The following is a 20,336-nucleotide window of genomic DNA, read 5'->3' as shown; positions in this document are numbered from 1 at the left end:
TCCTATAATCAATTCTTAAACAATGCTGAGATCTTTCTGGAGAATACCTGTGGCCAGCCCTTATCCATAAAGGGCTTTTCAAATAGCAAAAAGAAAAATCCACTTAATATAAGTGTTATGGGTATAAACAGTACTAACTGTATCATTAAATTGATCGTATAGTCCTGCGTAAAGATAAGATTTTTGGTTAGGCGGATAAAAAACTCAGAGAACGGGAGATGAATGAGGTATATGGTATAACACATCCCACCAATAGACATGATCCACCTGTTGGTAATAAAACGGTTGACATAATTGCCTTTGAAAACCGAGATAAAAAACAAAAACAAAGAGACTAACACGGCGATCCTGCTCATGAGTTCATAATTCCAGCTCCAGAAGTAAAGCAGTGAAGCCAAAGAAATCAAAGCGAGGAGATCATACCAGGTACTCTTAGAGATGACCTTCCATTCAGTGAGGTAAATATCTGCAAGGATAAATCCCAATAGAAAGTAATGCAAATGGCCCAATATGCTAAAGCTATAGGGATTTAGATATAATTTAAGATATTGTTGGGCTAGCACTAGCGATGCCATTAACAGTAAATGGAGTGAACGCCTTAAAATCTTGTTTTTAACGAAAAAGAACAGATAAGCCAAAACAGGTGCAAGAATATAGAATTGAACCTCGATCTCCAATGTCCAGGTAGGTGGGTTAAACGGAGACCAGGTATTGTATATAATGGCATGGGTATAGGTGATATTGGCCAGATAATGCGGGAGGTATTCCATGAATGACTGGTTTTTCTGGATTATAAAAACAATAAAGAAGATGGTCATCCATATGATATACGGGGGCTCAAGTCTAGTTAGTCTTCTCCAAAAATAGGTGCCAATATTCACCTTATGGCTGTCCCTCAAGCGGTGTGATGCAAACGGCAGGGCAAGAACAAAGCCACTGATCACAAAAAATATATAAACACCCAAGAACCCCCTGTGAGCCAAAAAATTCGAGAAGTTATCTTCAATAGGTGTATTAAAAGTAACAGGGGTATTTCTTTCAAATCTCTCGGCAAGATGCTGTATTAAAACCGGAACAATAGCTACAAACCGCAGACCATCGATCTCTTTAATCAACTTACCTCCAGAGGTAACCCGGGTAAGGCGTGCAGGTATTGACTGTATAAATTGATTCATATCTATTTTTTACTCTTTTTATATCCGCTGATAAAGCCAAGGACCAAAAACAACAACGCTGGGAGTGCGACTATCTCAAAAGGCATATTTATCTCTCTTTAAGTGCTAATGGGGAATCAAACATCGGCGAGATCAAAACAAAGGACCATGACATATACATGATCACAGATGAAGGAAAACCATTCATCACTTCATTCCCGTAACTACAAAAGAAAATCCCAGCTGTACCAGAAGTTAACGCCAGGCACTTCACCCGAAGCGCCGGATCACGTAAATTCCAGACGATCCCGCAGCACTTGCCAATCATAAATAAAATCAGAGAAAACCATATCGTAAGTCCCACAACCCCGTACATGACCCATATTTTAACCCAATAACTGTCGGGCGGAATCATGGAGAGATATTTATCTGAATTGTAGGTAATCCCGTTAATGCCTATACTTCCAACACCAGCACCAAATGGCTTGTTCGCCATCAGGGTTTTTAAGGTGGCTTGATTGATCAGTCTTGCATTTAATGAATCATTGTCTGGATCTAAAGCGGTCCTCAGCCTAACCAGGAGATAGTTTGCATTCCCTATCGTGGTATACTTCAAAAAACTATAAAATCCAATCCCAAATACCAAGCCTACCAGCAGTATTTTGAAGTTTTTACTTAGGATCATGGCAAAAATGACGGCTACCACAAGTGCGAATAAGGCTCCCCTGGTTCCCGATATTAGCATTCCATAAACAAAAAACATCCCAACGATAACTAATAGTATTCTTTTCCATCTTTTAAACGGACCTAAGGCGAGTATAAAGGAAATGGCGGCCATTGCAGCCTGAGAGGCGCCGAATTGCCCTGCATCAGTATAAAAAGAAAACACACGCAGGATTCCAAAGTTTATATGGGTGGTTGCACCACCATTATCCAGCCACATTTGTTCTCCGGCCGAAACCCCAATATGGTATTGCTTCATGCCATAAAGGGTTCCCAAGAAGGATAAGGTGAAAATAATGGTAAAGAAAAGATCCATATCCTTTCGGCCCCTGAAAAGCAAAAAACCAATAGGCGCGATCAGCAACCAGTTAAACGAAGTGAAACGGACCTCATTAAGCCATCCTAACAAACTCGCCCCTTCCGGATTCACCAGTTCAAATAAATTAACACCAAACCATATAGCAGCGATAATGACATGGTCATTTTTCAGGTGCTTCCACTCTATCTTTTTATGGTTATAAAGTAGCGAAAGCCAGGTGACCCCGAGCAAAATCTCCATCAGCGGTCCAAAGGGTAAACCCGTGTTTTTCAGTAGCCCGGCAATGATAAAACAATAGGCGAGATAGACAAAAAAGCCAACCCGGGGATTGGAAAAAAGTGCCATCGCAAATACCACGGCGCCCACCGAGAGCAAGATAAAGAATATGGCAAAGTATTCATACGAGATGGTCAAAACCGCCGAAAACAATGAAAAAGAAAATACAATCAGCAAGATCGTTAGCGTTCTTTTGGTAGCTGGTGAAATTGTATAGCGCATCACTTATGTTTTGTCTTCAATATTGTGTTTGGTTGCAACATTGGCCTTTTGAGAAAAAATAGATTTGCCCAATGATATGAACTGATAAAAAACGAATACTGGGATGTATAGAAGCGCACTTAAAATACGTGGGTCGGTTGATTTTTTTAAAATCGGAATAAAAAAGCTGATCAGATAAATCACAAGAGCCCCAGCTAATAGTAATGATACGGTATTGCTGACGAATAGATTAACAATGATCAGCAAGACTGAAGCAGATAAAAAAATAAATAATGGTGGCCTAAGCAAAGTTATACCAAATATGACTTGGTTGAAATTAAACTTCGCTATGCCCAAAACAAATATTTTAAACCCATAACTAAAGTATTTGAACCATGTGGCTATCCAACGGGCCCGTTGATTTACCAGCTGGGTGGTATGTGCGGTCTTTTGGTCATAAACCTGGGCATCTTTGGCAAAAGCAATACGGTATCCTTCGCTGACCAGAGCAGCCTGAAGGACTTTATCAAAGCCTGCGCCCTGCATATTAATGCCAGCTAGCATCCTTTTATATAATGAGGCCGAAAATGCCATTCCCGAGCCAGAAAGTGTTGCCGAGGATCCCAAATCAAACATGACCTCTCCGTCAAAATAGTGATAATAAATGTCCCGGGCCGCATCAAGCCGGGCGATAGTCGTGTCCAGGTTTTTTGCCAACCTAATCCCCTGAACAGCCTGGAAGCCCGCTGAAAATAGATTATTCAGGTTTTGTATCAAGTCTGCGTCGGCCAGGTTATCGCTGTCCATGATGAGTATTAGATCATGGTTTCTTTCAAAATGATCGATGGCAAATCTATGTGAGGCCACATTACTGGCCAATACCGTTTCAGGATAAAGAACCGTTACACGAGGATCCGAAAAATGTAGCGCAGCAGTGGGTTTGCAATTATCAGCAACTATATAGATTTGTAGGCGCTCATAACTCATTGCCAGCAGAGATTCTACTGCTGTTGGGATCATACCTACTTCCTCAAAGGCCGTTACAATTATACCATAATCAGGCAGAAAGGTGTTGTGGGGATAGGACTGTTTCTTTTTTGCTTTGATAGCCCTTAAAAAAAGCAACAGCATGGGGTGAATGAGATAGAAGCCGATAAATCCTGCTACACTATTTAATACCCAAATCGCCACAACATGCAAAACCATAACGCTATCAAACTTTAAAAAACTCCATCTCCTTTGAATCTGGCTCTGTCCGGTTCATGATCCATCCTTTTAACAGGCCATTTTCCTTTAACAGTTCAACATACGACTTCTCTTCTTCACTTATGGTGGATCCACCATTGAATACTGGGATAATATTGCTGGAAAAGGAGATCCATTCCCTGCTTAAACTGCTAGAACTTACCGATGGCAGATCGACAATGACTAAGCTGAATATGTCTTTAGCCACTTCCAATTGCGCTGCGATTTTTTCAGCAGAAGCAATCTCGAGTAAAGAGCGTTCGAAACCTCGGTTTTTCAGTATCGAAATCCCCTCAAAAGCACTCAGGTTCTCTAGCGATACCTTGCCTGATAAAAAATCTTCCACAAATATTTCGCTACGGTCTTCTTTGCCCAAATCAGGATGTTCGAAATTACCATCAATGATCAAGACTTTCCGGTTTGTCTTGGCCCATGCTACTGCGATACCTTTTGAAACAAAAGTTTTCCCGTCCCCGTTTCTCAAACTGGTTATCACAATCAGATTATCATCTATGACCGCTTCCAGTTCATAACGTATCGATCGCAATCCCTGTGCAAAGGAAGGAAATTTATCGCCTGAATCCCAAAGGTCTGGTAGCTTCCCACTGTCTTCTCCCCTTCTATAAACGGTACCAAGCACCGGTACTCCTGTCGATTTTGCCAGTGTCTTGGGATCTGAAATACTTGAATTGGTGATGAACAAGATGAACAGCACCGAGAGACACAGAATTTCACTCACTATCACACTGAGCACGATCAGTAATAGTTTTTTGGAAGGCTGGGCTAATCCGCCCACGCCCCGCTGGACGATGTTCATTCGCGATTCAATACTGGATTCCAGACTACTTTGGTTGTATTTATTTAAAATATCCAGGTATTCTTTACTGGCGATATCCACATTCATCTCCAGGGTCTGTACTTCTGCTTCCTGCGGAACCAGATTTCCGAATTCCTTATTTAAAGAATTCAGTTTATTTTCAAGAGAATTGATTCCGTACCTGGAAAGATCCATTTGGATCTCTAGATTGATCTTTTGATTGATGAGCTCTTGCTTGGCGTTTAGTGGATTGTTGATATATTGATCCGAAGATTTACTGATTTGTTCACTTAGCTTGTTTCGCAGTGAGTCGTAGCTGTCTTTGTATTTTTGGTCCAAATCATTTTTGAGGTATAATTCATAAAGACTGTTTAGCTCGGATTTGGTCTCCACTAATCCTTGATTAACCTTTGATAGCCTTGACTCAATATAGCTGCGTTCGGATGGATTAAACTTGGCATCTATTTCATTTAACGCTCCTGCATAAGATGCAGTTTTTTCGATGGCTTCTTGTTTTTTAGTATCGTATTGTAAGATCAGCGAGTATAACTGACTGGATTGCTCAGTGAGGTTAAGCACCTTGTTTCTGATTTTATAATCCTTAAGACGAGCCATTCTTGTGGCCAGCGAATCGGATTTTTCGGTAAGCATCTCCCGCAGCAGGCTATTTACTTTATTCTGACCTGATTTGGTTTGAGAAACATAGCTTTTGATAAATTCCTCAGAGACGGTATTTACAACAAAAGCAGCTAACTCGGGTCCTTCTGCCTCATACTGGACATTGATGAAATCACTTTCTCCCAACCGGTATACAGACAGTTTGCCTTTTAAAGCGTCAGCATCATAGTTCATCGAACTGATTACCCGAGCTAAACCTTCTTCATCAGGTATAGAAACATCAAGTTCAAGCCTCTTGGCATATCTGTCCCGGTATACCGCTAAAGCATGGGTAATGGCCCCTTGGTTAAGGGTTTCTACAAGATCACTTTTGGGCTTAAAAGGTTTTGGAGCGGACAGGTCATGGATAATCAACTGATAAGACACCTGGTTGAGCACCCGCTTCATCCGGAACATTTCCATTAAATTGCTGAACTGCTGGCGCACCTGCTCACCCTGGATTGCCTCCACGATCATTGCCTGTTGTTGTGTTTCATTCACCAGACCAGTCGAAATCTGTGCCTGGGAAAGGTATGAGCTTTTTAGATTACGGACAAAAAAAGCCGTGATAAGTCCGGTAATAATTGGAATAATGATCAACGCCAGGCGATAACGTCTGATCAATTTAAAAAATTTGTATCCTTCAGTCATTATTTTATCTCTTCTAGCTTTTTGACTGTCAATTCTTCCAAAGATATTTTGGCATTAAGATAATTTGCCTCCATTTGAAGCTTAGCTTGAAGGGCATCATTCAATGCATTTGAGGCGGCATTATAGTCTGCAAAAGTAATTTCAGCTTTCTGATATTTCAGCTTAGCGCTCTCAAAATTGCCTTGGGCACTAACCAGCATGTCATTTACCGGCGCGAGTGATTTCTGATACTGCAATAGCGTAATATATCTGGTTTTTACCTGTGCTTCCAGCTGCAGGTAGTATTCGTTTTCCGTGAACTGCGCAATCTTGACCTGTTCTTTCGCTTTTTTAATTTGACTGGGTTTGGTTAAAAGAGATCCTGGATTAATAGAGATACCAAATTGATATCCGGTAAGCAGATCCGCAGTCTGTACATCCACTATTGTATTTGCTGTACCTTGATTGGAACGTGCCACATACTGAAATGAGAAGGGCTCAAACCAGGATAGTTTGGTTCCGCTCAAATCACTTTTGGCAATATTGACCTGATTGCTCAATATATTCACCCTAGGGTAATTTGCTTTGGCAGCGGCCACTAACTTTTCCATGTAAAGATAGGACACCTCTGTTAAAATACTTTCCTGAGCGAGAACGCTATTTGGTTTAGAAAAAGCACATATCATCAGCACCAGCAGGAGCTTAAACTGGTTTTTAATCATAAAAGATTCTTGTAAAGGGCCAAATATATGCTTATGATTTAAATAATGCTAATATTGTATTTGCAATTAGATCTTCAATCAAGTAATGAAATCACTCTTAAAAGTAGTAAAACAAAATCAAAGACTAAAAAAAATTATCCATTGGATTTTGATTCCCTCCGGTGAGGCCCGTCCCCGGTTATGGGTGAGCCTTTTTATTAATCCTTTTTTTCATAAAAGAGGAAAGAATAGCCGCATAAGATCAAGGACCCGGATGGATGTACTGCCCTTTAATGCATTCGAAATAGGAGAAAGTTCTGTGATCGAGGATTTCTGCACGATTAATAACGGCGTAGGAGATGTGAAGATTGGAAAGGAAACACTCATCGGCATGAGTAATGTCATCATTGGTCCTGTCCAAATCGGAAATGAGGTTATCCTCGCTCAGAATGTTGTTATCAGTGGTTTAAACCATGAATATGAAAATATAAACCTTTCTATATCCAAGCAACCGGTAAAAACTGCTCCAATCATAATCAATGATGGATGTTGGATTGCAGCAAATGTCGTTATAACTTCCGGTGTAACTATAGGGGAGCACGTCGTTATCGCCGCGGGTTCAGTAGTCACAAAAGATATCCCTTCATTTAGTGTCGCCGCAGGGAATCCCGCAAAGGTCATCAAACAATATAATGCTGCGGAGAAAAAATGGATAAGAATGAATAAAACGGTTGAACGCAATTAAATTTTGTCACTTATCATTTGAGAAACGGAAAGGACTACTTCGAAAGGCTACATTTAGGTACCTGTCATTTTAGCTGCAGGGCTCATAGCTAAAAAGCAAATCGGATTTGAACACTGAAAATCGGCTAATGTAATCAGAAGATAACTGGATGTAAAAAATGGCTAAAACGAATAATATTCCTAAATATTGTGAATTAGTTTGAGAAAAATCAAAAAATTAATTCATGAAGGCAATATATTGATTGCGAGATCTTAACTTTGCAAATTATAGCTTATAAAACGCTAAACAAACTTTATGATAAAATTGTTACGCATCTCACTGCTCATCGCATTATGTTTGCATTTAAGCCAAACCTGCGATGCACAGTTTCCTTATGTGGAAAGTTTTCGAAACTCAACCGCTCAAGGCATCATATTCGGAGGTTCCCCTTCCGCTTTTTTAACTGCCGGAGGTAGTTCTTATGATGTAAGTACAAGCTCCCATTTGGGAACCCCGATTGATCCTAACGGAAACGGCTACCTAAGACTTACCAGTAATATACAGAATCAAAAGGGTTACGTGGTTAATAGCACGAACTTTCCATCAGTTAACGGACTGTCTATTAATTTTGAATATTATATCTATGGGGGAAATGGAGCTGACGGGATCAGCCTTTTCCTTTTTGATGCCAATGCTAGCCCTTTTGTTATTGGAGGCTTCGGTGGTTCTCTGGGCTATGCACAAATTACTACCACTACCCCAATTTCCCCTGGTGTGAGTAACGGTTATTTAGCTATTGGACTTGATGAATACGGAAATTTTTCCAACCCAACTGAAGGCAGGCAAGGTGGCACTGGATTTAAGCCAGGATCTGTAACCCTTAGAGGTAAAGGAAATGGGGCGGGATTAACTGCAGGCAATTACAGCTACCTCACCTCTCAACAAACCAGTAATCTTGGGTTTCCCTTAGTAGGCGATGGTGGTCAGCGTCAACCAGATTCCACTAATAATGGTTACAGGCGAGTAAACATGGAACTTGCTCCAAATCCAAATGGTGGGTATAACATCACCGTAAATATTACCCGAGGCGGCTCATCCCCGGTGACGACTAAAGTAATAGACAACTATTATTACGCAGAAATCGCACCTGCTAACTTAAGATATGGTTTTGCCTCCTCAACTGGTTTTCAAACCAATTATCATGAAATCAGGCAAATTACGATACAACCACATACAGATCGGGGACTCACGCCACCTGTTGCAAAGAATGATCAGCTGACTTTGTGCCAGGGGAAGGAGGCGCTAATTGATTTGACGCTCAATGACACGACCAAAAATGAGGGATCTACGCTTAATCGGGGATCAATTGATTTAGATCCTAATGTCATTGGAATACAGAAAAACTATACTGTTGCGGGTAAAGGTTCTTTTACAATGAATTCCCAGGGTATTTTACAGTTTATACCAGAGCCAAGTTTTACCGGACCGGTGAACGCAACTTATACGATTGCTGATTCATTCGGCATCACCTCCAATCAGGCTAGCATAACCCTTAATTACGTATCAGCGCCCGTTCAAGCCGATGCCGGGCAGGACCAAACCATAAACATTTCCACTGCTGGGACGAATTATGTGCTTAGGGGCAATAATCCAGGTAACAATTCAGGAAAATGGAGTCAGGTTTCGGGTCCAACTACCATCACTATTTCAAATTTCACACAACCAGATGCCACTGTTACCAATCTTGTTGGCGGAACATATGTATTTAAATGGGAATTAACCTCTCCGGGGGGGTGTACTTTATTTGATGAAGTGCAGCTCATTGTCAACCATATACCCGTAGCTGTAAATGATAGTGTCACGACCAATAAAGATACCAGTGTGCCAATTTCGATATTGGCAAATGATAGAGATGCTGATGGAAATTTTACAATCAACCCTGCCAGCATAGTGATTAAAGGCCAGCCGATGCATGGAACCCTGGTTATAGATCCCTTGACAGGAATCATAAATTATCGCCCAACTGCCAATTACAGTGGTTATGACTCATTTGTTTATACCGTAAAGGATAACTACGGAGCAGAATCTAACACCGCTATTGTAACCATAGCTATCAACATTAAACCAGTTGGCGTTCCTGATATAGCCAATACCTCTTCCAATCAGCCGGTAGTGATAAATGTTTTAGATAACGACCCTGGAAGAATCGGCGCAGTGGTAATAAAAAAGACCGACCCGGGTAATGGTACAATCACCTTAAACAGTGACGGATCAGTAAACTACCAGCCCAATCCGGGATTTAGCGGGAAGGACAATTTCACCTACATCTTGCAAAACAAGGATGGCTTACAGTCAGATCCAGTAAACGTAGTTGTTAACGTAAAGCCAATTGGTTTAGAGGATGCCATTACAACCTTGGCCAATACTCCTGTATCCATACCCGTGAAAGATAACGACCTTTCAAAAAATGGCACAGCGGTCACGATACAAAATGTACCCTTGAATGGCAATGTAGCCATTCAACCAAACGGGCTCCCATTATACACTCCTAAAGATGGTTTCTCTGGCAAGGATAATTTTACCTATATCCTGCAAACCGCTGACGGATTGTCATCAGACCCAATAACTGTTGTGGTGTCGGTAAAACCTTTGGGTTCGAATGACACCTATTCAACCCCTTTTAATGTACCTGTTGCGATTCCGGTGAAGGATAATGATTTAAGCAAGGACAATACAAGCATCATTTGGACCACCACCCCAAGTAACGGCACGGTGGCAACCGACCCAAGTACCGGCATTATTCGATACATTCCAAACGCAGGATTCTCAGGACAAGATGCGTTCACCTATATCCTTAGCACTTCGGACGGCATAAGGTCTGATGTGATACAGGTACTCGTAACGGTAAGGGACCGGATAGTAGTTGTTGCGCCTAACGTTAGCATTGAGACGCCGGTTGCCGGACCAAAATCGATTGATATACCCATTCCTTCAGGTGGGAAGATCAACATCATCACCCCGCCTCAACATGGAACAATAACATTTGACCCTGTCACTGGAAAACCAATTTACACACCTAATCCAGGATATTCAGGACCGGATGAATTTGCTTATGTCATTATAGATAAGGATGGAAATAGCTCGACGCCAGGAAAAGTTAATATTTCCGTATATGCCCCAGCTAAAATTGGCCTGGCTAAACGCGTGGTAGGCCAACCCGTAAAAAACACAGACGGCAGCTTCAACCTCATTTACGCATTCTCACTATCAAATTTAGGGGATGTGGGAATAAACGACTTAAGTTTAATAGATGACCTCTCTGCAACATTTAAAGGAAACTCCGTGGTGATCGACGGAATAAATGCTACAGGTGGGTTACTGATAAACAACAACTACAACGGGAGTTCTGATAAAAACCTCTTGAGATCTGGCAATACCTTGGCAAAGTTGTCCTCTGGAACTGTTGAGTTACAGATCAGGGTCATGCTGGATAAAACTGATGGGATTTTTAACAACACCGCAGTCGCAGAAGGGAATTCAGCTGTGGATAATAGCAGGATTTCAGACCAATCAACTGATGGATTGAAGCCTGATCCATTAACTATCGGGGATGTGTCACCAGCGATCCCTACCACTATCAATCTGAAAAAAGATGACTTATTTGTACCAGGAGGTTTCTCTCCTAACAATGATGGAATCAATGATTATTTTGTAATAGCAAATACTGATGGCAAGAGAATAAACCTAGATGTATTCAACCGTTGGGGCAATCTGATCTACAGGTCCAGTTCATATCAAAATGATTGGAATGGCCGGACTACGGAAGGCATTCACGTTGGGGATGAAGTTCCAGCAGGCACATATTACTACATAATAACACTAGACGGTGCCGACAAGCGAGTTGGCTATATCACAATCAACCGATAACATGAAAAAATATATAATATTAGTCATTCTTTCCATTTTTTCTACGATGAGCTGGGCACAGCAGGATGCGATGTATACCCAATACATGTTCAACACCCTTGCCATTAACCCAGCTTATGCCGGAAGCCGTAATGTCATTTCCGCCACTGCACTGTACAGAAATCAATGGACAGGAATTGATGGCGCTCCAAGGACGGGAACATTAACTGTAGATGCTCCCATTATGAATAAAAGATTAGGGATAGGTTTCCAGGTTTTTAGTGATAAATTAGGTGTTACACAAACCACAGGAGGCTCTGCCGCACTCGCTTACCGGATCCGTTTAGAGAAAGGGAGTTTAGCATTTGGCATACAAACAAGCATGAGTCACTTCAATGCACGGTATAGTTCTATATCTTTAGGTGGTAACCAAAGTTTTGATCCTGCTTTTGCAAATGATGCAAGTAAAGTGCTTTTCAATGTAGGTACAGGGGTGTACTATAATTCAGATAAATTTTATCTTGGCCTTTCTGCGCAGGATTTATTAACAAATAAGCTGAATAATAGCGGCAATGGAGATGCGCTACAGGCTAGCCAGGTACCACATCTATTCCTTACTGCGGGGTATGTTTTTCCCTTATCATCGGATTTTAAGCTCAAACCTTCATTTCTAATTAAAGGGGTTAAAGGTGCACCTATTGAGGCAGACCTGAATGCAAGTTTATGGATCAAAGATGTATTAGCCATTGGCGCTGGATATCGTTCGAGTGCTGACATTGCTGCCCTTCTGGAAGTTCAAGCAACTCCTCAACTGCGTTTTGGCTATAGCTACGACAGGAGTACTACCCAACTTCGGAATTTTAACTCCGGCAGCCATGAAATTATGCTTAGATATGAGTTTGGGTTTGAGCGAAACAAAATAATATCACCAAGATTTTTTTAGACTATGCTTTATAACAAAAAATTAACGCATCTTTTTTGCCTTTTATTACTCTGCTGCTTTTTTTCCAGTTTGCAAGCGCAGGAAAATGTTTCCAAACAACTTCTGACCAGTGCAAGGAAGAACTTTGATGCTTTAGAATATACTTATGCAATTGTGAAGCTTCAAAAATTTTTATCCAAGGACTCTATGAATGTGGAAGCACAGGAAATGCTAGCGATTAGCTATAGAAAAACAAAAAATTATCCGGGAACACTTAAAAGCTATAGTTGGCTTACTTCCAGAGCCTCCATCAAAAATGATTGGGTACTATATTATGCAGAAAGTCTTGCAAATAATGAGCAATATGAGCAGTCTGAAAGATGGTACAGAAGATTTCTCTCATTATCTCCTGGCGATAAACGTGCAGCCGCATTTACCTCAACGAATTTAAAAAGTATTGCTAAAACCTCAACCAACTGGTCAATCGGCTTTTTAAACATCAATAGTCAGGCCGCTGAATACAGCCCAGCATTTTACAAACAAGGACTACTTTTCAGCAGTAATAGACAAGCATCAACGTTAACCAAAAATACCTTTAGGTGGGACAATACACCCTTTACCCAACTTTACCAAGTATCAGATCTTAAAGCGCTTAAGGTTATCAATCCAGATAGTCTCATCAACAGCAGAAAATCCTCATATCCGCAAAAAATAAGATACAATGATGATGACACCGGGCCGACAAGTAATGATAGCCCCATTTTATCTGCTTACAGTAGTAGTATCGAGCGGGATACCCTCGGTCTATTGGAGGGGCAGGAGAAGTTTGTGAAAAAGATCGGTGGACGATTAGAAAATAAATATCACAACGCATCAGCCGCTGTTTTTCCGGATGGATCAATCATTTACACCAGGAACAACTATAATAACGGGAAGACAACGAAGAGTTCTGATGGCATTGTCAAGCTTAAATTATACACCATTTTTGGACCTAATTTAAATTCAGTAAAAGAATTTCCTTACAATGGGGATGAATTCTCTACAGGACACCCAGCATTGAGTGCAGATGGAAATATCCTTGTGTTTTCATCTGATCGTCCGGGTGGATATGGCGGAACTGACTTGTATTATAGTGTTAAATCAGGACAGGGAGAATGGACCAAGCCAATTAATCTTGGTAAAAATATCAATTCTGAGGGCAATGAAATGTTTCCCTATCTTGATAAAGCAGGCCACCTGTATTATTCTTCAACAGGATTTGCTGGATTTGGTGGATTGGATCTTTTCTATGTACCAATGAAGGATATGAAACCTACAGGAAAGCCGGCAAACATGGGCCAAGGAATGAATTCCTCAGGTGATGATTTCGGGCTTATTATCACTCCGGACGAAAAGAAGGGGTATTTCAGCTCAAATAGAAGGGGGAATGACGATATATACGAGTTCCAAAGATCAGATTACAAAATTACAATCGAAGGCGTAATTACTGATGCCAAGACCAGAATTCCACTTGCAGGAAGTAGGCTCCTTATGCGTCATCTCGACGGCATCGATACCATTCGAACCGATAACAACGGTAGATATAAAAGAGATTTGCCATTGGAAACCGACTATGAAGTGACCGCGCAAAAGCTGGGGTATGTTCAAGGGATTCATTTTACCAGTTCTGTAGGCATCCAAAAAGACTCCGTAATAAAGTTAGATATCCAGCTGAACAGGACCGAAAATGCACAGCAATACGTACTTAATCATTGTGATTCCCTTAAAAAGGTCTATGCAGTAAAAAATATATACTATGACCTCGACAGATCAGAAATAAGAAGTGATGCGAGGCCCGCTTTGGAGGAACTTGCCAGCTTAATGCGGACATATCCTGACATTAAAATCATTACTTCCAGCCACTGCGATAGCCGTGCCTCGGAACAATATAACAGGAATCTGTCCCTTCGCAGGGGCGAATCAGCAAAAGCATTTTTAATATCAAAAGGAATCAGGGCAGAGAGAATTAGAGTAGAGTATTACGGTAAAACACGATTGGTAAACCGCTGCTATGATGGAATTAATTGCTCAGAGGAAAATCAACAGCTTAATAGAAGAACTGAGTTTGATGTCATTCTTTCCGGTGTTAACATCACGCAGCAGAATTGTGCTGATCAATAATGATGTAGCAAATCACTATAGTCAAAGTAAACACTAATCTTAATATGATCTCAAAGGCAATGTGCGCTTCGCATATTGCTTTTTTGCGAACACGCATTTCTTACTGCTCGATAAGCGGTTAAGTGATGCGAACAGACACGTCTCTAGTTAGACCATTGAGCGTAGAGTGACGCTAAAAGATAAATTCTATCTAAGTAGATTTATCCAACCAGAGAGCGTTCCAAATTCATCGCTTAAGTAAACTGTATAGTAGTATACTGCCGAAGGAAGCTCTCTACTTTTAAATTTCCCGTCCCATGGCTTAAAAGGGCCAATACTTTGATAAACCAGCTGACCATTTCTATTGACAACTTTAACGATTGCTTTTGGAAATCCATAGGCAACAGGGATTTCCCAGAGATCGTTTATACCGTCCCCATTTGGGGAAAAAGAATTCGGAATAACAATATTTGGCGAAACATGAATCAAAACATCATTGCTAACAATCGAACATCCAAATTTAGGCACAGCTGTTAAAACGTATCTCATTGTAATTGGAGGAGTGGAAACGGGGGTTAATGATGTAGGATCGTCCAGATAATCTGATGGCGTCCAATAGAAACGCTCAACCTCACCGCTTATCTTACCATTTAACTTTGTAGATTGTCCAGCAAGAATTTTCACATCACTTCCGGCATCAACAATTAGTTTTTTAATGACGGAAATCTTGATTTCAGCGTATTCGGTGCAACCCCCATTGGATACCGCAACTGTGTAAACCGTAGTTTGATTAGGAGATGCAGTTGGATTTGCTGAGCGAGGATCGGAAAGTCCCTCAATCGGCGTCCAACTATAGGTGGTACCACCAGAAGCTATTAATTTGACCGAATCACCCTCGCAAATTGTTGAATCTTTTAGGTTCGTTACAACTTGTATGGGGTCAAAAACTAAAACAGTAGTGGTTGCAGTTGTTGTACAACCATTTGTATTAACTGTCAGGATATAATCACCAGCCATCTCTTTTGTGGCATTTACAAGGGTCGGGCTCCGTTCTGAAGAAGAAAAATTTGGGCCTGTCCAGAGATAAGATCCTGCTTCTCCTGCATCTAAACGAATGGTTCCACCTACGCAGACAGGACCTGAATTTGTAGCATTCGCCGCCCCGTTGACAGTAATGGTGAAGGTAGATGAAGCTGCTCTGCAGGAAGGAGAGTTTATATTGTCCCCCTCTGCGGTGAGTAGACGATATTTATAAATGCCCGCCTTTGAATCATTATTAAAAATGGCGTTATATACCATACTGCTTTCACCAACTAAATCGCTCCAGCCATCACCTGTGTTCAATTGCCATTGATATCTTGGGTCTGAATAAAAATTTTGGGGAACATTCGCCTCCAATCGATAACTTGCATTTTGCCCTTCGCACACGTTAGCACTTGCCATTTCCACATTGTCTATCTTTTGGGTAATGATCGGCCCGCAAGCACGAATGCTAATATCATCTAGGGCAAAGTCGTTTCCAATTCCACCAACGCCTAAATTGATAATTTTAAGCACAAGTTCTGTATCATTCCCAACTGTAAATGTGGTGGAATACCGAAGCCATTCAGGGATTGGACCATCTGGAATCTCATTCGTATTATATGACTTTAGAACTTGTCCGGCTTTAGTTTCAACCTGAAAGATAAGGTTTGGTTTTATTCCCGAATAGTTTATAAGATTTGCAATCCATGCTTCAAATTCATATGTTGTTCCGGGGCACAGTGGCGACAGCATCTTTTGAAATATGATACCAGGATTAATGGATGAGTTTATAATCATCATGTAACCATCAGGATCATCTGGAGTGTGATTAGACATTTGATGCCAACCATTATCGGGATACATCCCGATTGTATTTTTAGCAACGGTATACTCACCATCCTTTGGTTCTGCAGTGACAAACTCATAAGTTGCACCGCTCCCAATTGACGATCCGAAATAAGAAGTTCCCCGACCAAAATCTAGCTTAATTACAGGCTCACCTAACGACCCGACGCACTGTTGTCCAAAGACTTTTAAGCTGCATACTATTAAAAGCAGCATTAACAATATATTATTATTCCGCATTGATTGAGAGGAGCGTTCAACAAAGATGTGAATAATTAGGGGATAAATTAAAATTTAAACGATTAAGTGATAGCTTCGCTAAAACAATTTCAACGAATAATTATTTAATAGCTGACTATCAGAAGGTTGGGTAGAAACACTTAAATAGACCGAAAGGCTTGTAATCTCGAACAGCACCAGATCAATATATCTCCAGCATCCCCGGCACCATAAGCGAGACAATTCAACAATAGCTTTTCAGTAACACAATGAACTTCCATAGTATTTCACATAAAGTATTCGTATAATACTTTCGCATTGATGTCTAACCCGCCCATGTATTAAGATATAAACACTTGATCTAGAAGATGTGACCTTAAAGCGCACTTAAATTTTATCACCGCTGATTGGGGTGAAGATATTCCCCATTGTCTCATTTGACATCTATTCCTCTATAAAAACTGAGCAAATTCTATCCTAACTAATAGCAATATCAAAACGAATTTCTTCAAGATTGATAAAGCTTAAGATAGGACAAGGTCATTTGATCTCTACCAAATTCTTTAGATCTTGCAATAGCGTTACGAGAAAATTTTTCGTATAAATCTCTATCCCCAATTAATTTTTGGATTGCTGCTCTGAGTTTCTCAGTACTTCTTGGTTCTACGGTTAGCCCAGTCACCCCATTTAGTGAAACAAAGGGAACGCCAGAGGCAAGATTTGTATTGATAACTGGTAGACCATTCGCCATTGCTTCCAGCTGAACTACTCCAAAAGCTTCTGCTTCATTAATAGATGGCAATATAAATAAGTCAGAATTTTGATAAATTTCAGACACTTCTTTGTCAGATAAATCCATTTTGAAAGATACGCGTTCATCCATATTCAATAATTTGGTTTTCTTAATCAATGTATCTCTATCTTCGCCATTACCAACAATAGTCAGATCTACTTCTAATCCTTGCACAGCATCAAGTAAATAGCTAAGTCCTTTATAAGCTCTTAATTTTCCAACGAATAGTAACTTAAACCTTCTCTCGTCTGGAAACAACCTTGGCGCGAGATGTGACATGCTAATTGCAGGATCAAAGCTAAGTGGAATGACCCTAACTTTATCTTTATAAAAAGGTAAAATTTCGGATGAATCAGCTAATTGAGGTGAAGTTACTACAATATATGTCGCTAAATCCAACAATTGCTGAATTATTGGATTATAAAACTTACTTATCCAGCTCCATCTTGAATTGTTAATATTCGCATGCCAGGTTATAATGAATTCTTTGTTCTTTAATAACTGCTTATTTTTTAATAGTGCAATTTCCATATTTGGAAAAGGATAGTGGTGGTGAACTATATCGGCATCCGAAATGAGGTTTGATAAAATAGGGTAAGACAAAGAGAGAGGCTGACTTTTGATTATAAAAGGTGTAAATTCTTTTATAGACTGAACTCTTCCCTTTAAAACATCAGTTCTTTTAAATAATGGTTTATGACTATTGGCATATATAGTAAACTGGAAATCTGTAGTGGAGGCAATTACACCGTCCACAATATTTTTAGCTACAGATTCCATTCCACCTTTTGAAGGTTCGTAATATTTAATCGTTTGAAGAACTTTCATGAGATATTTTTTTTATAAGTTCAATTACTTTTGTTCCAGATGTAGTCCAACTAAATTCATTCGCTCTTGCAAAACCTGACTTCGACAAACGTATTCGTAATTCAGTATTGTTGATGACTTCATTTAAGCCATTTCTTATACTTCTAACATCATTAGGATCTATATAATAAGCTGCATCCTGACAAACTTCTCTTAGAGGAGCGATATCAGAAACAATAATAGGACATTTATTTATCATCGCCTCTAAGGGCGGGACCCCAAATCCCTCATAGAGTGATGGGTAAATAAATACTTCGGCTCCAGAGTACAACTCCATCAATTCATTATCAGAAACATATCCTAAAAATTTCAGTCTCTCATTATTATTTTCTTTTAAGTTAATATTGAAATGTGAAGCACCCTTACCTACTAAATACAGGTAGTAATTATCAAACAAATCACTCTCAAAAGCTTCGATTAGCTTCTGATGGTTTTTTCTAGGGTCTAATGACGAGACTGCCAATATATATTTCTTAGCCGTATCGGATGTGGCTTGAATTGAATCGTGATTATTTTTTAAATTTTGTGATATAGAATTATAAACTACCGTGATTTTTTCAGAAGGAACTTTTAAAAATTTCTGAATCTCGGATTTAGAAAAATTACTAACGGTAATAATTGCTTTAGATTTCTTTGCAACAATTGGAGTAAGACACCCATAAAATAACCTATATGAAAACGAGAACCATTTTGGTTCTACATAAAATGATAAATCGTGTATAGTGATTATTTGATTATCATAAAACAATGGTCCTAAGCCCGAAAAGTTTATTAATAGCGGCTTCCCAACAGATTTTAAATATTTTGGCAGATCTACTTGCTCCCATAAATGAGATTGATACTTACCAATACTTAGACAAGTAAAATTGTTTTCAATTTCAATTTTTTGGTTTTTGGGAATAAGCAAAGTGTACTCTACATCCATTTCCTGAAACACTTTGCAAAGTTCAAAAGCAAATCTTGCCACACCTGTAATTTTTTGGGTTAAAAACCTACCATTGATATATATCATAAATTAAAATTCACTTTAAGTTGATCAAAAAGGTCTTTAGCTATTACCTCACTTGACAAAATTTGCTTAGCCTTACTTAAATTGTTTACTTGAGAAAGGTATCTAACATTATCATGATGTTTGATAAGTATCGAGATCTGATCCCTCATTTCAGTAACACTATCAAAAAGAAAGCCGATATCACCTAACTTGTCAAAGTAGTATTGGAAGAAATCATTTCTCAACGCTAAAATTGGTTTCTCAAACTTTATTGCGTCAAAGAATGCCCCACTTGCACAGAGTTTATAAAACTCATTATCGTAGAAAAACAGACTATAATCCAAACTAGATATTTTTTCCTCAAAGTTTTCTTGTGACTCTAGCTTATTGATTGAAGAGACCTTAACAAATGGGTTGATAAATTTTTTCAAATCAGGTAAAAGCCGTCCTACGTGACTGAACGACACAGTTTGTGCTAGAATTTCTGCTCTGAAATATTCGGCTAAGGAAAATAATTTTTCTGTGTTCTTGTTTAAACTCCCAATACCAATGGTGCCAAAATTTATGGAACCTTGGGTAATTTTTTCAGGTTTACCAATTTCATGATATGTATAAGGGTGATCAATACTAATTATTTTTATCGGCGTGATATAATTATATTCCAGAAAGTTTTTTCTTATAACGTCTCCAAATACTAAATATTTAAAATTCGAATCAGTATGTATTCTGAAACTTAATCGAAGAAATAAACCCAAAAATCGAAGCTTAAATGATTTGGTTTTTCTTAAAAACTCTAACTCACCATGTAGTGCTGTAACCAGCGGTACATTATCATATTTCTTTCGTACAAGTTTGAGAAAAAAACTTGAAATTGGGAATGTAGATGAAAGATATACCAACTTAACTTTGTTCTTTTTAGCTGCGCTTAAAATTTTCCAAAAATAGAATGTTTCAAGTATCACCTTAAAGAACCATGTTTGCCAACCCTTATCTATAACTTTAATTGAAGAAAAGCTTAATCCTTTGATTTTAATTAATTCATTGCTAATAATGTTAAAATGTTTTTTTGAACAAAATAGGGTTACTTCAGAATCAGCGCTACTGAGAATTTTAAGCATAGAAGAATTTAAAGCAGAGTGAGCTTCATTATTTTTATTTAATTCTAGATAATATATCATCAGTT

13 protein-coding genes are annotated in these 20,336 nt (G+C 39.4%); 4 read left to right on the top strand and 9 right to left on the bottom strand.

Annotation, left to right across the window (positions count from 1 at the left end; translation table 11 throughout):
- Positions 1 to 8: 8 nt before the first annotated feature.
- From AC3ITD_RS20530 to AC3ITD_RS20510, 5 genes are all read right to left on the bottom strand, one after another.
- Positions 9 to 1,175 carry an acyltransferase family protein gene (locus AC3ITD_RS20530; RefSeq protein ID WP_489362561.1) on the bottom strand — a complete coding sequence of 389 codons (1,167 nt, stop codon included), beginning with the start codon at positions 1,173 to 1,175 and terminating at the stop codon, positions 9 to 11.
- 88 nt (positions 1,176 to 1,263) lie between these two features.
- A complete protein-coding gene (locus AC3ITD_RS20525; RefSeq protein WP_489362560.1) occupies positions 1,264 to 2,694 on the bottom strand; it encodes an O-antigen ligase family protein in 1,431 nt (476 codons plus the stop codon).
- A 3-nt stretch (positions 2,695 to 2,697) separates the two neighbouring features.
- Positions 2,698 to 3,879 (bottom strand): glycosyltransferase, encoded by a 1,182-nt coding sequence (locus AC3ITD_RS20520; protein WP_489362559.1) that lies wholly within the window; start codon positions 3,877 to 3,879, stop codon positions 2,698 to 2,700.
- A gap of 7 nt (positions 3,880 to 3,886) precedes the next feature.
- Positions 3,887 to 6,043, bottom strand: a complete 2,157-nt coding sequence (locus AC3ITD_RS20515) for an exopolysaccharide transport family protein (RefSeq protein WP_489362558.1) — start codon at positions 6,041 to 6,043, stop codon at positions 3,887 to 3,889.
- Positions 6,043 to 6,744: a TolC family protein gene (locus tag AC3ITD_RS20510; RefSeq protein ID WP_489362557.1), complete on the bottom strand. Its 702-nt coding sequence runs from the start codon at positions 6,742 to 6,744 to the stop codon at positions 6,043 to 6,045. The genes AC3ITD_RS20515 and AC3ITD_RS20510 overlap by 1 nt, the downstream gene beginning before the upstream one ends.
- 85 nt (positions 6,745 to 6,829) lie before the next feature.
- Here AC3ITD_RS20510 and AC3ITD_RS20505 point away from each other — a divergent pair, with 85 nt between their 5' ends.
- The 4 genes from AC3ITD_RS20505 to AC3ITD_RS20490 all read left to right on the top strand — a co-directional run bounded on the left by AC3ITD_RS20505 (position 6,830) and on the right by AC3ITD_RS20490 (position 14,435).
- A complete protein-coding gene (locus AC3ITD_RS20505) occupies positions 6,830 to 7,468 on the top strand; it encodes an acyltransferase (protein ID WP_489362556.1) in 639 nt (212 codons plus the stop codon).
- Between the two features lie 294 nt (positions 7,469 to 7,762).
- The gene (locus AC3ITD_RS20500) at positions 7,763 to 11,374 is read left to right on the top strand and encodes an Ig-like domain-containing protein (RefSeq protein ID WP_489362555.1); all 3,612 of its coding nucleotides are present in this window, start codon (positions 7,763 to 7,765) and stop codon (positions 11,372 to 11,374) included.
- A 1-nt stretch (position 11,375) separates the two neighbouring features.
- Positions 11,376 to 12,296: a PorP/SprF family type IX secretion system membrane protein gene (locus AC3ITD_RS20495; protein ID WP_489362554.1), complete on the top strand. Its 921-nt coding sequence runs from the start codon at positions 11,376 to 11,378 to the stop codon at positions 12,294 to 12,296.
- 3 nt (positions 12,297 to 12,299) lie between these two features.
- Positions 12,300 to 14,435 (top strand): OmpA family protein, encoded by a 2,136-nt coding sequence (locus AC3ITD_RS20490; RefSeq protein ID WP_489362553.1) that lies wholly within the window; start codon positions 12,300 to 12,302, stop codon positions 14,433 to 14,435.
- A gap of 186 nt (positions 14,436 to 14,621) precedes the next feature.
- Here AC3ITD_RS20490 and AC3ITD_RS20485 read toward each other — a convergent pair whose 3' ends face one another.
- The 4 genes from AC3ITD_RS20485 to AC3ITD_RS20470 form a co-directional block, all read right to left on the bottom strand.
- Entirely contained in the window at positions 14,622 to 16,499 is a 1,878-nt protein-coding gene (locus tag AC3ITD_RS20485) for a T9SS type B sorting domain-containing protein (protein WP_489362552.1), read from the bottom strand.
- A gap of 511 nt (positions 16,500 to 17,010) precedes the next feature.
- Entirely contained in the window at positions 17,011 to 18,123 is a 1,113-nt protein-coding gene (locus AC3ITD_RS20480; RefSeq protein ID WP_489362551.1) for a glycosyltransferase, read from the bottom strand.
- Positions 18,101 to 19,174, bottom strand: a complete 1,074-nt coding sequence (locus AC3ITD_RS20475; RefSeq protein WP_489362550.1) for a glycosyltransferase family 4 protein — start codon at positions 19,172 to 19,174, stop codon at positions 18,101 to 18,103. The genes AC3ITD_RS20480 and AC3ITD_RS20475 overlap by 23 nt, the downstream gene beginning before the upstream one ends.
- Entirely contained in the window at positions 19,171 to 20,331 is a 1,161-nt protein-coding gene (locus tag AC3ITD_RS20470; protein ID WP_489362549.1) for a hypothetical protein, read from the bottom strand. The genes AC3ITD_RS20475 and AC3ITD_RS20470 overlap by 4 nt, the downstream gene beginning before the upstream one ends.
- Between the last annotated feature and the right edge of the window lie 5 nt (positions 20,332 to 20,336).

The sequence above is a fragment of the Pedobacter sp. KH_004 genome (assembly GCF_057840755.1).
This window is presented reverse-complemented; position numbering and strand designations above follow the sequence as displayed.

Excerpts from the sequence above, each read along its gene's own strand:
- AC3ITD_RS20530 (WP_489362561.1), bottom strand. The coding sequence starts at position 1,175 with ATGAATCAATTTATACAGTCAATACCTGCACGCCTTACCCGGGTTACC.
- AC3ITD_RS20525 (WP_489362560.1), bottom strand. The coding sequence starts at position 2,694 with ATGCGCTATACAATTTCACCAGCTACCAAAAGAACGCTAACGATCTTG.
- AC3ITD_RS20520 (WP_489362559.1), bottom strand. The coding sequence starts at position 3,879 with ATGGTTTTGCATGTTGTGGCGATTTGGGTATTAAATAGTGTAGCAGGA.
- AC3ITD_RS20515 (WP_489362558.1), bottom strand. The coding sequence starts at position 6,043 with ATGACTGAAGGATACAAATTTTTTAAATTGATCAGACGTTATCGCCTG.
- AC3ITD_RS20510 (WP_489362557.1), bottom strand. The coding sequence starts at position 6,744 with ATGATTAAAAACCAGTTTAAGCTCCTGCTGGTGCTGATGATATGTGCT.
- AC3ITD_RS20505 (WP_489362556.1), top strand. The coding sequence starts at position 6,830 with ATGAAATCACTCTTAAAAGTAGTAAAACAAAATCAAAGACTAAAAAAA.
- AC3ITD_RS20500 (WP_489362555.1), top strand. The coding sequence starts at position 7,763 with ATGATAAAATTGTTACGCATCTCACTGCTCATCGCATTATGTTTGCAT.
- AC3ITD_RS20495 (WP_489362554.1), top strand. The coding sequence starts at position 11,376 with ATGAAAAAATATATAATATTAGTCATTCTTTCCATTTTTTCTACGATG.
- AC3ITD_RS20490 (WP_489362553.1), top strand. The coding sequence starts at position 12,300 with ATGCTTTATAACAAAAAATTAACGCATCTTTTTTGCCTTTTATTACTC.
- AC3ITD_RS20485 (WP_489362552.1), bottom strand. The coding sequence starts at position 16,499 with ATGCTGCTTTTAATAGTATGCAGCTTAAAAGTCTTTGGACAACAGTGC.
- AC3ITD_RS20480 (WP_489362551.1), bottom strand. The coding sequence starts at position 18,123 with ATGAAAGTTCTTCAAACGATTAAATATTACGAACCTTCAAAAGGTGGA.
- AC3ITD_RS20475 (WP_489362550.1), bottom strand. The coding sequence starts at position 19,174 with ATGATATATATCAATGGTAGGTTTTTAACCCAAAAAATTACAGGTGTG.
- AC3ITD_RS20470 (WP_489362549.1), bottom strand. The coding sequence starts at position 20,331 with ATGATATATTATCTAGAATTAAATAAAAATAATGAAGCTCACTCTGCT.